This is a genomic window from Antarctobacter jejuensis (assembly GCF_052266595.1).
GTDB classification, from domain to species: Bacteria; Pseudomonadota; Alphaproteobacteria; order Rhodobacterales; family Rhodobacteraceae; genus Antarctobacter; species Antarctobacter jejuensis.
On the sequence record NZ_JBQQXJ010000003.1, the window covers coordinates 332,418 to 345,080 of the forward strand.

Genomic DNA, 12,663 nt, shown 5'->3' on the forward strand with positions numbered 1-12,663 from the left:
GACCGCGCGCCCTTGGCAAGCAGGGGCGCACTGGATTATAGAGGCGCGGATTTACGAGGCACCCGAAAAGAGGTTCACCACCATGGCCGGCCATTCCAAATGGGCAAACATCCAGCACCGCAAGGGCCGTCAGGACAAGATCCGGGCCAAGATCTTCTCGAAACTTTCGAAGGAGATCACCATCGCCGCCAAGATGGGCGATCCCGACCCGGACAAGAACCCGCGCCTGCGTCTGGCCGTGAAGGAAGCCAAGGGCCAGTCGATGCCCAAGGACAACATCGAACGCGCCATCAAGAAGGCGATCGGCGGCGATGCCGAGGACTATGAGGAAATCCGCTATGAGGGCTATGGCCCGGGTGGCGTGGCGGTGATCGTCGAGGCGATGACCGACAACCGCAACCGGACCGCCTCGACCGTGCGCTCGACCTTTACCAAGAACGGCGGCAATCTGGGCGAGACCGGCTCTGTCGGCTTCATGTTCGAGCGCAAGGGAGAGATCGTCTACCCGGCCTCTGCGGGCGATGCGGATGACGTGATGATGGCGGCCATCGAGGCCGGTGCCGAGGACGTGGAAAGCTCGGAGGACGGGCACACGATCTATTGTGCGGACACCGATCTGAACGAGGTGTCGACCGCGCTGGAAGCAGAGCTGGGCGAGTCGGAATCGACCAAGCTGATCTGGAAGCCGACCACCACGACGGAGCTGGATCTGGACGGGATGACGTCCCTGATGCGGCTGATCGAGGCGCTGGAAGACGACGACGATATCCAGCGGGTGACGGCGAATTTTGAGGCCTCGGACGAGGTCATGGAACAGCTGGAAAACGCCTGAGTTTCAGGTCTTGAAACATGAAAAAGCCCGCTGATCACAGCGGGCTTTTTTGATTTGGTGAGGAGTTGATTGGCGGGTCAGGCCGTCTTTCGCTTGCGGCGGATCATGCCGAATGCGGCAAGGCCACCCAACAGCAGCGGCAGCGATGCCGGGACCGGAACAGGTGAAACGCTGGTGCCGGAGAGGAGGCTGTCGATCTGGCCCTTGACCAGAGCCACGCTTGCCGATGTCGGCGAAGTGCCCATGTCCCAGAACAAAAAGCCGTTGGCGATGGTCCGACCGCCGTTACCGATTACGATGGCTCCTTGGCCGGGTGCCGGTACCGGTGAGTATCCTGCGACGGCGGTGGCGCCATTGATGGCGTCGAGCATGTCGCCGTTGTCACCGGCTTGGTCAGTGAAATCGATGCCTGCAAGCAGGTTTCCGGCAGCGGGCGACCCCGTGTCCCAGGCAAAAACGCTCTGCACGGAATTGAAGGACGAGGCTACGGAGACGTCGAAGGACGATGCCAGCGCAGGCAGGGTGTCGAGGTTCCAGTAGCTGAGGATTGCCGAGCCGCCACCCGAGATGAAGCTGTCAATCGCCGCCGCATTGGCTGCACTGATGTTGCTGCCCGGGATGTCGATGATCAGCAGGTCCCAGGCTTGGGACGACAAGCTGGTTGCAAGGTCGGAATGGCTCGCGGCCGTTGCAGTTTCGCCCAGATCGCTGAGAGCCGTGCCGACAACACCGTCACTGACCCCGCCGTAGGAATCGAAGTATCTGAGGATGGAGGCGGCATCTGCGGACTGCACGCTGGCCAGTGACAGAACACCGGCGCAAATCGCAATCAAGGAACGTTTCATATTTTCTTTCTCCAATAAGTGTCAATTATTACGCACTCGCTATCGAGACAAATTGGCAAGAATGAGGCCTGTCCTACGTCGACCAGGTTTTTTCAACCTATGATTTCGCGTCTTTAGGCTGGGCCAATTGAAGGTTGCTGTTGGACGATGTGCGCCCATCTTTGACGTCAATCCTTCAGCCGTTTCACGGCGCAGGTCTTCATTCGCGGTTGTGCTGCCTTTGAAACACTCTGGATTCCGTCAAGACGTGGCAACGTTCCGTTCCTGACGGGGCTGTCTAGCCTGAGGCGGCTGATCGAGGCGTTGGAAGATGACGACGATATCCAGCGGGTGACGGCGAATTTCGAGGCCTCGGATGAGGTCATGGAACAGCTGGAAAACGCCTGATTTCCGGCGCCTTGGCAACGAGAAGAAACCCCCGCCTCGGCGGGGGTTTTTCGTTGGCGCCAGGCGGGTGTCCACGCGTGGACACGTTAGGGGGAATGCCGGATCAAGGGGTTACAGGGACGGATTTACCAAGTCTTAAGAGTTGAGGGTCTTCGCGGCAGGGCGACGGCCCGTTTCCGAACCCGGAGAGCGGGGTCTGGCGGCGATCCCGTGTCGGACCGTTGAAGCCGCTTCGAAGGTCAGTTGTTTCGGTAGCTCAGCAAGCGGACCTCGCCGGTGTCGGTGCGCACCGCGTAGATGCGATCCGGTCCGCTGTCCGGGACCGTCCCGAAGCCTTCGCCAAGTGCTTCGACGAGCAGCCAGCCATCGGCGTAGGCCTGGGGGATCAGGGGCGGGCCGTGCTCGTTGCCATAGTCGAAAAGGTCGGACAATCCGGGAAAGGCAATTGTGGGGGTGAAGCTGGCGAAGCGGCGGCCATCCAGCCAAACTCCCCTGATGTCACCGGGCCGGGAGAAAGCGCCGGTCAGGATGAGCAATCGTTCGTCTGCCACGTAAAGAAGACCGGCGGCATCGTACTCGCGCAGGCTGGCAACAACCTCCCAGTCTCCGGTTTGAACATCGACCGCGTAAAGGTAACCTTCGCCTCCGTAGGTGAGGCCGTAGATCATCTCTTCGCCGGGCGCATAGACGGCAGCGACAGGCAGCAGGACCGGGGGAACATCAGGCGGCACTGGAAAGCTGCGCGTGCCGTTCGGGCCGTTCAGGGTAAGCCCCGTTTCATCGAAATCGACGGTATGCGCGCCCTCTGTCCGGTCCGATTCCAGCCAGGTGCGAAGGGCCGCCGGAAGATCCTCGGTCACGCCCAGGCTATGCGCGAGATAGTCCTGCGCAAGTCCGGGCGTCTGGGTGTCGACCCGATCCACCGTGAAAGACCGGCCGTGGAATTGGTTCCGTCCCTGGAAGCTGTCAATGCGCTGCGTTCCCATCCTGTCGGCGAGCAGATCTACCAAAAGGCGGAAATCACGCCCCCGGGGGCGAAAAACCAGCGGCAGGTCCTGAACCTGCACCCCGACCATGGGAATCCCGGAAAAGAGGACCTCGCTGTCTTCGGGGCCGGGACCACTGCGGATGATTTCGGTAACGTGGGTGCCATCTGTTGCCTCGACGTGCCAACGCAGCGTGCCACCATCAAGCAGGACGAGGCCGACTTCCCGGCCCGGGCGATCCACAAGAACATGGGCCTCGGGAAGAGCATAGAGATCCTGCGAGGGCTGACCGTGGCCGACGGCGAGGACATGAACCTCCCGTTCCGCCTGGGCCGCTTGTGCAAGCAGCAAGCTATAGCAAAGCAAGGTAAGTCTGAGCACGGTGCCCATAGATCCGTCGCCTTTGGTCAGAAAGCCTGACCGCTGCCCGCCATTTGCGGGTGGAAGGCGTCCAGTATGGCGGGTGCGGGGGCCCCTGTCGATGCCGCCGAGCGCAGAGCGGGGGCGCGGACGCGCGCATGCCGGAGATTGCCCGCTGAAGCCAATTGAATACCGCTGGATGTTTTACGCCTGCGTAGAAGCCACCGAAAAATGCGCCAATGACGCCTACTGGGGGGCGGCGTAGAACGATATGGTGGTTTGTCCTGAAACGGCGCTTGGGGAAAAAAATGTGCTTCTTTTGCCGGGCGCTTGGGCGGGCAGGGTATGCCTGCCTTGCGGGCCAACCGAAAAACCGCCTAATCCGGTTTCATGCTCTTGCGTGCACTTCTTTTGCTGGCGGTCTTCGTCACGGCCTCGGTCTTTGCGACCCTTTTTTTCGGGCACGAAGTGCTGGTTGCGATTGGCCTGATCCTGACGCAGCTCAAGGTCCTGATGAAAAAGCTGGCGGGGATCGAACTGCCGGTTTTCCTTGTCTGGCTCAAGACACAGGCCGCGGCCTTTTTCCGGTTCGAGATCCTCAAGAAGTGGCTCATGACATCGGTCGTGCCCCTGATGGTGGGCAAGGCGATCCTGCGGCGCATTCAACTGAGGATTCAGGGCTATCTGGACATCGTGCGGCAGCGCTATGACCGGCTGATCGACTGGTTCAACAGCCTCAGCCGGGTGGAACGCGCGGTGGCGTGGCTGGTGATCCTGTTTGCCACGCTGGCGCTGTCTGTGACCTCACTGGGGCTGTGGTTGATCCTGTTCTCGGTGCAGCTGCCGCTGTGGCTGGTCGCTACGGCCAGTGCGACGATCAAGGTGATGTCCAAGAGCGTCGAGAAGATGGTGTTCAAGGCGGTGGCTTTCTTCCAGCTGTCTTGGCTGTGGAAGTTCATTCGGCGGCTCTTGCCCAAGCCGGTTCTAGAGTGGAAACGGCGGACCGAGTTCCGCATCGCGCGGCAGATCGTGCGGCGGCGGCGCATGACGTTGAAACAACTGGTCGAACGCAAGGGGCGGCTGCCCTTCAAGCTGGGCATCCTTGCGGAATACCTGTTTCATCCGCCGGGGCGAAAGTGAGCGCGCTCAGGCCGTGGCGGGCGGCGGGCCCTGCAGTTGACGCCGGAAGGCGGGGCTGATCCCGATCAGCACGATCCCGATCGACAAAAAGCACCAGACGGCGGGCATTTCATGCGGGTTGTCGGTCAGGATCGAGGACAGGCCCGGCCCCATCGCCATATTGAACAGTGCAAAGCGCCATGCGCCGTAGAGGCAGGGCAGCAGGAAGGCCGCCAGCATGTAATCGGGGAATTGCCCCATCGGCCCCAGCAACGGCTGCAGGCTGAACAGGTTGTTGAGCGGCACCGTCCAGCCAAGGTGCCATGTGCCGGAAATGGTGCAAAGCTGCGCCCCGCAGAGCGGCACGTTGGGCGGGCATTGGCCCAGCCACGGCGCCGGGATCAGCCGCGCCAGCAGCATCAGACTGGCCAGTGCCGACAGGGCCAGAACGATCCTGCGCATCCGGGGCGTGACGACGGAGCCGACCACCGCCATGCAGAAGATGTTGATGACAAGGGGTTGCAGGGTGATGTGCAGGTAACTGAGCAGGGTCACAGCGCTGTTGGGCGCCGCGCCGCATTGGTCCAGCACCTGGTAGCCCCAGACCTGCAGCGCCTCCATGCCCGTGAAAAACCCGATGGTGCCCCAGATCGCCGCCGGTTCGTCGCGATGCCATGCCAGCGCCGCACCGGCGCTGCCGATACCGACCATGGTCCATGTGGCGGCTTCACTCCAGCACATGCGGGGTCTCCCTGCGGTTCTGCCGTCATATTGGGCGGGGGGCGGGGCAGAGGTCAACGGGGGTGGTCTTTGCCCTGCGTTCGGGGGTATGGCGCGGCAAGGCGACAGGAGGATGGACATGCAGGCGGTAATTGCGGGATTTGCCTTGGGGTTCAGCCTGATCCTTGCGATCGGGGCGCAGAATGCCTTTGTGCTGCGGCAGGGACTGCGGCGGATGCATGTGCTGCCGGTGGTTCTGGTCTGCGCGATTTCGGACGCCTTGCTGATTGCCGCCGGAGTGGCCGGGTTCGGCGCGCTGGCCGAGGCGATCCCCGGGCTGGAATGGGGGATGCGGCTGTTCGGGGCGGCCTTTTTGATCTGGTACGGGTTCCGCACGCTGCGTTCGGCCTGGAAGGGCGGAGAGACCCTGCAGGCGGGGGAAGGTGCGCAGACCCTGAAGGCGGCGGTGCTGACCTGTCTGGCGCTGACATGGCTGAACCCGCATGTCTATCTGGACACGGTCGTGCTGTTGGGTGCGGTGTCGGCGCAGTACAATGCGCCGGTGTACTTTGCCACCGGGGCGATGACGGCCTCCTTTGTGTTTTTCTTCGGTCTGGGCTTTGGCGCGCGGGCGCTGGCGCCGGTCTTTGCGCGGCCCAAGTCGTGGCAGGTGCTGGACGTTCTGGTGGGGCTGACCATGTGGGCCATCGCGGTCAAGCTCTTGCTGATGTGAGGCAGGGGCGGGCCATGTGCCTGCCGGTCTTGAACCTGCGGTTGGATCGGGTAATCCCTTGGGCATGGTGACAGACTCGGCTAGCCCCGCGCGGGGTGTCTTCTGGATGGTCGTGACGGGCTTTTGCTTTGTCGCGGTCACGGCGTTGGTGAAATACCTTGGCCCGCGCATTCCGGCGGCGGAATCCGCCTTTCTGCGCTATCTGCTGGGGCTGGTGTTCCTGATCCCGATGGCGCGGCAACTGGTGGCGGTGCGGCTGAGCGGGCGGCAGTGGCGGCTGTTTTCCCTGCGGGCGCTGTTTCACACCGGGGGCGTGGCGCTGTGGTTCTATGCCATGACCCGCATCCCGCTGGCCGAGGTGACGGCCATGAACTACCTCAACCCGGTATATGTCACCGTTCTGGCCGTGTTTTTCCTGGGCGAGCGGCTGGCGCTGCGGCGCATTCTGGCGATCTGTGCGGCGCTGGTCGGGGCGATGCTGATCCTGCGGCCGGGGTTCCGGGAACTGGACCCGGGCCATATCGCCATGCTGTTCACGGCGCTTTTGTTTGCGGGGTCCTACCTCTTGGCCAAGATCCTGTCGGGCGAGTTGAGTGCGGCGGTGGTGGTGGGGATGATGTCGTTGGGGGTGACGATCGGGCTGGCGCCTCTGGCGCTGGCGGTCTGGGTCTGGCCGACGGCGTGGGAGGTGACCATCCTCTTCGGCGTCGCGTTCTTTGCCACGGCGGGGCATTATGCCATGACGCTGTCCTTTGCCGCCGCACCTGTGACGGTCACGCAGCCGATCACCTTTCTGCAACTGGTCTGGTCCGTGCTGCTGGGCGCGGTGGCCTTTGGCGAGGCGGTGGACCCCTGGGTGATTGCGGGCGGGACAGTGATCATGGCCTCTGTCGTCTATATCACCCTGCGCGAGGCGCAGCTGAAACGGCGCGTGACTCCGGTGGTTTCGGAAACAAAAAACTGATTTCGGACTGATTATCCACGGTTCCAAAAAATCCCCAATCCGGGCGCAATGCGGCCGGAATCGTTAACGATGCTGCAAGCATTCAGGGGCAGCATTGGGAGGATAAGGGATGTTTACGGAGTTTCGAATGACCGACGATATGGACGAGATCCAGGATTTCCTGGTGCGCGAGCGGCAGAAATCACTGTCAGAGGCCGAATGGCGGTTCCGGATGCGCGGCTACGGCTACAATCTTCGGCGGACCGATAGCGGTGTCGAAGTGGCACGGCTGCCGCAGAACACCGTTCTCTGCACGCTGCCGCTGTAACCGGACGAAAACTGCCCGACAGGGGCGCGGTTCGACCTGTCGGATGTCTGCGCGGGGACGCGGGAGACCTGTCTTGGCGAGGTGAGCGCCGAAGCGCAGGTCCGGACCAATTTGCGCGCGGGTGATGTCATCCGGTAGCGGTCCCGGCACATGAGCCGCCAAAAGCTGTGGGGCGGTCGCGGTCTGCTTGGCCGTTCAGATGCGGGTCAGGGCATCCGAGATCACGCAGCGACGCGCAATCAGCATCTTTCATTCATTTTGAAGGCCGTAAACCGGGCTTGCCGTCTGCGTCGGGGCGCCCCGGCAAGCGGCATATGTCGGCCGCGCCCGTGTTGGGCCTTTGCGAGACGATGTCCTTTGCGCAGTTCTTGATTGACTCGTCAGTCAATAAAAATGATCCTGCGCCCATGCCCAAGATTGGACAGGAACCCAAACGGCGCGCGGCGCTGCTGCAGGCGACGGTGGCCGAGATCGGCGAGACCGGATCGCTGGACGTGACCGTATCGCGGATCGCAAAGCGCGCCGGTATGTCGAGCGCGCTGGCGCACCACTATTTCGGCGGCAAGGCGCAGATCTTTCTGGCGGCCATGCGGCAGGTGCTGACCGATTATGCCGGAGAGGTGCGCGCGGCGCTGGCCGCTGCGCCGAAGGGCCAGCGGTTGGAAACGCTGATCGCCGCGAACTTTACTGAAAGCGTGTTTCAGCCCGCGACCATCGCTGCCTGGTTGAACTTTTACGTGTTGGCGCAGCGAGAGCCCGAAGCGGCGCGGTTGCTGCATGTCTATCAGCGGCGTCTGCACACGAACCTTGTGCATGCCCTGCGCGGGCGCACGGCGCAGCCCGAAGAGGTGGCGCAGAGGATCGCGGCGCTGATCGACGGGGTCTATCTGCGCGCGGCCCTGTCCGATGGCGGGATCGGCGATGCCGCAGCCCGGGTCACCGACACCGCCTATGCCCTGATGAGGACACGATGAGCAAACCCAACATCCTGATCGTCATGGTCGACCAGTTGAACGGCACGCTGTTCCCGGACGGCCCGGCGGAGTGGCTGCACGCGCCGAACCTGAAGGCGCTGGCAAAGCGGTCGGTGCGGTTTCCCACCGCCTACACGGCCTCGCCGCTGTGCGCGCCGGGGCGGGCGAGTTTCATGTCCGGGCAATTGCCCAGCATGACGCGCGTCTATGACAATGCCGCCGAGTTCGCGAGCGACATCCCGACCTATGCGCATCACCTGCGCCGGGCGGGGTATCAGACCTGCCTGTCGGGCAAGATGCATTTCGTCGGGCCGGACCAGATGCACGGGTTCGAGGAACGGCTGACCACGGATATCTACCCCGCCGATTTCGGCTGGACCCCGGATTACCGCAAGCCGGGAGAGCGGATCGACTGGTGGTATCACAACATGGGGTCGGTGACGGGCGCCGGTGTGGCCGAGATCTCCAACCAGATGGAATACGACGACGAGGTCGCCTATCACGCCGAGCGCAAGATCTACGATCTGGCGCGGGGGCAGGATGACCGTCCGTGGTGCCTGACGGTGTCGTTCACCCATCCACATGACCCCTATGTGGCGCGGCGGAAATACTGGGATCTGTATGAGGGCTGCGAGCACCTGCTGCCGCAGGTCCCGGCGATGGCCTACGAGGATCACGACCCCCACGCGCAGCGGATTTTCGACGCCAACGACTGGCGCAGTTTCGACATCACCGAAGAGGATATCCGCCGGTCGCGCCGCGCCTATTTCGCCAATATCTCTTACCTCGACGACAAGATCGGGGGACTGCTGCAGGTGCTGGAAGACACGCGGCAGGAGGCGATCGTGGTCTTTGTCAGCGACCACGGCGACATGCTGGGCGAGCGTGGGCTGTGGTTCAAGATGTGCTTTTACGAAGGTTCCGCCCGGGTGCCGATGATGATCGCCGTGCCGGGCGGCGAGGGGCGGCGCGTGGAGGCGCCGGTGTCGAACATCGACATCTGTCCGACGCTTTGTGATCTGGCCGGGGTCGATATGTCCGAGGTGATGCCCTGGACCGAGGGCGAGAGCCTTGTGCCGCTGATGCAAGGCGGTGAGCGGCGGTCGCCGGTGGCGATGGAATACGCCGCCGAGGCCTCTTATGCGCCGCTGATCTGCCTGCGGCATGGCAAGTGGAAATACACCGATTGCGCACTGGACCCGGAACAGCTGTTCGACATGGAGAGCGATCCGCATGAGATGGTGAACCTTGCCGGGCAAAAGGACATGGCCGAGGTGTTGGAACAGTTCCGGGTGGCGGCGGCGCGGCGGTGGGATCTGGGCCAGTTCGATGCCGAGGTGCGGCAGAGCCAGGCGCGGCGCTGGGTGGTCTACGAGGCCCTGCGCGAGGGGGGATATTACCCCTGGGATTTCCAGCCGCTGCAGAAGGCCAGCGAGCGCTATATGCGCAACCACATGGATCTGAACGTGGTGGAAGACAACCAGCGGTTCCCGCGGGGCGAATGAGGGTGCGCCGGTTTTGCACACCTCCCGCCCGCCCACCCCGGTGCGCAAAACCGGCGCACCGCGTGCACAGGCATGGGGGCTACGCCTTGACCGGCAAAGAACGACATATGGCGCCTGCGGCGGCGCCCGTCTGACAGTTTCGAGGGATGTGATGGAAGCGGATTACGTGGTGGTGGGCGCGGGCTCTGGCGGCTGCGCGGTGACGGGGCGGCTGACCGAGGCAGGGCATTCGGTGATCGTGATCGAACACGGTGGCAGCGACTGGGGGCCCTTCATCAACATGCCGGGGGCGCTGAGCTACCCGATGAACATGGCGCGCTATGACTGGGGCTACAAGACGGAGCCGGAGCCGCATCTGGGCGGTCGGCGGCTGGTCTGTCCGCGCGGCAAGGTGATCGGCGGGTCCTCTTCGATCAACGGCATGATCTATGTGCGCGGCCATGCGATGGATTATGACCACTGGCGCGATGAGGGCTGCGAGGGCTGGGGCTATGCGGACGTACTGCCCTATTTCAAGCGGATGGAGGATTGGCATGACGGCGGCCACGGTGGGGATCCGGCGTGGCGTGGGCAGGGCGGGCCGCTGCATGTGACCCGGGGCAAGCGGGACAATCCGCTGGTGCAGGCCTTTGTCGAGGCGGGCGGGCAGGCGGGCTATCCGGTCACGGGCGACTACAACGGCGCGCAGCAGGAGGGCTTTGGCGCCTTTGACATGACCGTCTGGCAAGGTGAGCGGTGGTCGGCGGCCAAGGCCTATTTGCGGCCCGCGCTGAAGCAGGGCGCGGAACTGGTGCAGGCGCTGGCACGGCGGGTGGTGTTCGAGGACGGACGCGCGGTGGGCGTGGAAGTCCTGCGCGGTGGCAAGACCGAGGTGATCCGCGCGCGGGCCGAGGTGATCCTTGCCGCAAGTGCCATCAACTCGCCCAAGCTTTTGATGCTTTCAGGGATCGGGCCGGGGGCGCATCTGGCGGAGCATGGGATCGCGGTGCAGGCGGACCGGCCCGGTGTGGGGCAGAACCTGCAGGATCACCTTGAGCTATACGTGCAGATGGCGGCGACGCAGCCGGTGAGCCTTGCGAAATACTGGAGCCTTGTGGGCAAGGCCTGGGTCGGGGCGCAATGGCTGCTGGCACGGAGCGGGCCGGGGGCATCGAACCAGTTCGAAAGCTGTGGGTTCATCCGGTCGCAGGCGGGCGTTCCCTATCCGGATATCCAGTACCATTTCCTGCCGATCGCGGTGCGCTATGACGGGCAGGTGGCGCCAGAGGGGCACGGGTTTCAGGCGCATGTGGGGCCGATGCGGTCACCGTCGCGCGGGGAAGTCACGCTGCGGTCCGGCGACCCGGACGAGGCACCGCGGATCTTCTTCAACTACATGAGCACGGATCAGGACTGGCAGGATTTCCGCCGCTGTATCCGGCTGACGCGGGAGATCTTTCAGCAGGAGGCCTTTGCCCCGTATCGCGGCAAGGAATTGCAGCCGGGAGCGGCGGCCCAGACGGACGAGGATCTGGACGCGGTTATCCGCGAACATGCCGAAAGCGCCTATCACCCCTGCGGCACCTGCCGGATGGGCCGGACGGACGATCCGCGATCCGTGGTCGATCCCGAGGGGCGGGTGATCGGTGTGGACGGGCTGCGGGTGGCGGACAGCTCGATCTTTCCGCGCATCACCAATGGCAATCTCAACGCCCCGTCGATAATGGTGGGGGAGAAGATCGCCGACCATATCCTGCAGCGGCGGTTGCCTGCGGATAATGCGGAACCCTGGGTGCACCCGAACTGGCAGGTGGCGCAACGCTGAGGTTTGTGGGGTTAACTTGTGTTAACCACGTTTGGTTCACGTTTACCTTTCGTTAATCTTTGACTTGAAATGCGAGACGGAGCGGCCGATCTTAACGGTATGTTAAGACTCTGTTTCGCTCTTGTTCTCTCTCTGACGGCGGGTGTGGCGGCTGCCGACATCGCCGGACCTCTTCGGGTTGTCGATGGCGATACCTTGGTCGTAGGTGATACGCGCATCCGTCTGCACGGGATCGACGCACTGGAGCGCGACCAGATGTGCGGCGGCAAGGGCGGCTATCTCTGGCCCTGCGGAGCGTGGGTAACGGGAGAGGTGCGCGCGCGATATGAGGGGCGGTGGACCCGCTGCGTGGCGCTGGACACGGATCATTACGGGCGCGTTGTGGCGCGCTGTTCGGTCGGTGGGGATGATATGGGGGCGGCGCTTGTCGAAAGCGGGCTGGCCTTTGCCTATCGCAAGTATTCCGAGGCCTATGTGCCGCAGGAACGGCGCGCGGCGCAGCGCAAGGCCGGGTTACATGCGACGGGGGTGCATTCGCCGGCTTCCTTCCGTGCGCTGAAGCGCGATGTCAGGTCCGCGCGGATCATGGCATCGGCCCCGGAGGGCTGCGTCATCAAGGGTAACATTTCCCAGAACAGCGGGCGCCGGATCTATCATCTGCCGGGGCAGGACTGGTACGCAAAGACAAAGATTACCGCCACCCGGGGAGAGCGTTGGTTCTGTTCAGAGGAAGAGGCGCGGGCTGCTGGTTGGCAGCGCGCGGCGCGGTGAAAAAACCTGTGATTTTTTCTGCGGTTTGACACGGGTCAAAGTGGACGCCCGCCATATCCTGTCATGTGAGTTTCGAACAAGACAAAATGGAGGAAACGCCCATGTCGCATACCCCGCACGAGCTCGCCGATGAATTCCCGGAATTCGCACAGAAGATGCACGATCTGAAAACCTCGGACGCGCATTTCGCCAAGCTTGCCGATGAATATCACGAAATCAACCGGCAGGTGCATCGGGCCGAAACCAACGTGGAGCCGATGGAACAGTTGGCCGAAGAACAGCTGCGCAAGCAGCGGGCCGCGCTGAAGGATCAGATCTACACGATCCTGCGGGCCTGACCCCACGGATTGTCGGAA

The 12,663-nt window shown here is 63.3% G+C and carries 13 protein-coding genes and 1 pseudogene; 11 read left to right on the top strand and 3 right to left on the bottom strand.

Annotated elements, in window-relative coordinates; translation table 11 throughout:
- The first annotated feature begins 82 nt into the window (after positions 1 to 82).
- Positions 83 to 832: a YebC/PmpR family DNA-binding transcriptional regulator gene (locus tag ACTXGA_RS06660; RefSeq protein ID WP_443392354.1), complete on the top strand. Its 750-nt coding sequence runs from the start codon at positions 83 to 85 to the stop codon at positions 830 to 832.
- A gap of 77 nt (positions 833 to 909) precedes the next feature.
- Here ACTXGA_RS06660 and ACTXGA_RS06665 read toward each other — a convergent pair whose 3' ends face one another.
- Positions 910 to 1,677 (bottom strand): VPLPA-CTERM sorting domain-containing protein, encoded by a 768-nt coding sequence (locus tag ACTXGA_RS06665; RefSeq protein WP_443392355.1) that lies wholly within the window; start codon positions 1,675 to 1,677, stop codon positions 910 to 912.
- 282 nt (positions 1,678 to 1,959) lie between these two features.
- Here ACTXGA_RS06665 and ACTXGA_RS06670 point away from each other — a divergent pair.
- A pseudogene (locus ACTXGA_RS06670) lies at positions 1,960 to 2,064 on the top strand (YebC/PmpR family DNA-binding transcriptional regulator); the annotation flags it as partial.
- A 239-nt stretch (positions 2,065 to 2,303) separates the two neighbouring features.
- On the opposite strand, the gene ACTXGA_RS06675 reads toward ACTXGA_RS06670, so the two are convergent.
- A complete protein-coding gene (locus tag ACTXGA_RS06675; protein ID WP_443392356.1) occupies positions 2,304 to 3,440 on the bottom strand; it encodes a hypothetical protein in 1,137 nt (378 codons plus the stop codon).
- A gap of 366 nt (positions 3,441 to 3,806) precedes the next feature.
- On the opposite strand from ACTXGA_RS06675, the gene ACTXGA_RS06680 reads away from it, so the two are divergent.
- The gene (locus ACTXGA_RS06680) at positions 3,807 to 4,550 is read left to right on the top strand and encodes a hypothetical protein (protein ID WP_443392357.1); all 744 of its coding nucleotides are present in this window, start codon (positions 3,807 to 3,809) and stop codon (positions 4,548 to 4,550) included.
- 6 nt (positions 4,551 to 4,556) lie between these two features.
- Here ACTXGA_RS06680 and ACTXGA_RS06685 read toward each other — a convergent pair whose 3' ends face one another.
- Positions 4,557 to 5,270 carry a DUF5765 domain-containing protein gene (locus ACTXGA_RS06685; RefSeq protein ID WP_443392358.1) on the bottom strand — a complete coding sequence of 238 codons (714 nt, stop codon included), beginning with the start codon at positions 5,268 to 5,270 and terminating at the stop codon, positions 4,557 to 4,559.
- Positions 5,271 to 5,388: 118 nt separating this feature from the next.
- On the opposite strand from ACTXGA_RS06685, the gene ACTXGA_RS06690 reads away from it, so the two are divergent.
- The 8 genes from ACTXGA_RS06690 (at position 5,389) to ACTXGA_RS06725 (ending at position 12,645) form a co-directional block, all read left to right on the top strand.
- Complete coding sequence (locus ACTXGA_RS06690; protein ID WP_443392359.1) at positions 5,389 to 5,982, top strand: LysE/ArgO family amino acid transporter; 594 nt, start codon at positions 5,389 to 5,391, stop codon at positions 5,980 to 5,982.
- Positions 5,983 to 6,046: 64 nt separating this feature from the next.
- Complete coding sequence (locus tag ACTXGA_RS06695) at positions 6,047 to 6,946, top strand: DMT family transporter (protein WP_443392417.1); 900 nt, start codon at positions 6,047 to 6,049, stop codon at positions 6,944 to 6,946.
- Between the two features lie 127 nt (positions 6,947 to 7,073).
- Positions 7,074 to 7,253 carry a hypothetical protein gene (locus ACTXGA_RS06700; protein WP_443392360.1) on the top strand — a complete coding sequence of 60 codons (180 nt, stop codon included), beginning with the start codon at positions 7,074 to 7,076 and terminating at the stop codon, positions 7,251 to 7,253.
- Positions 7,254 to 7,660: 407 nt separating this feature from the next.
- Positions 7,661 to 8,227, top strand: coding sequence for a choline-binding transcriptional repressor BetI (gene betI, locus ACTXGA_RS06705; protein ID WP_443392361.1), 567 nt, complete (start codon positions 7,661 to 7,663; stop codon positions 8,225 to 8,227).
- A complete protein-coding gene (gene betC / locus ACTXGA_RS06710) occupies positions 8,224 to 9,732 on the top strand; it encodes a choline-sulfatase (RefSeq protein ID WP_443392362.1) in 1,509 nt (502 codons plus the stop codon). Before betI ends, betC begins: the two co-directional genes overlap by 4 nt.
- Positions 9,733 to 9,883: 151 nt before the next feature.
- Positions 9,884 to 11,536 carry a choline dehydrogenase gene (betA, locus tag ACTXGA_RS06715; RefSeq protein ID WP_443392363.1) on the top strand — a complete coding sequence of 551 codons (1,653 nt, stop codon included), beginning with the start codon at positions 9,884 to 9,886 and terminating at the stop codon, positions 11,534 to 11,536.
- 144 nt (positions 11,537 to 11,680) lie between these two features.
- The gene (locus ACTXGA_RS06720; RefSeq protein ID WP_443392364.1) at positions 11,681 to 12,307 is read left to right on the top strand and encodes a thermonuclease family protein; all 627 of its coding nucleotides are present in this window, start codon (positions 11,681 to 11,683) and stop codon (positions 12,305 to 12,307) included.
- 101 nt (positions 12,308 to 12,408) lie between these two features.
- Positions 12,409 to 12,645, top strand: a complete 237-nt coding sequence (locus ACTXGA_RS06725; RefSeq protein ID WP_443392365.1) for an HP1242/YdcH family protein — start codon at positions 12,409 to 12,411, stop codon at positions 12,643 to 12,645.
- Positions 12,646 to 12,663: the final 18 nt, after the last annotated feature.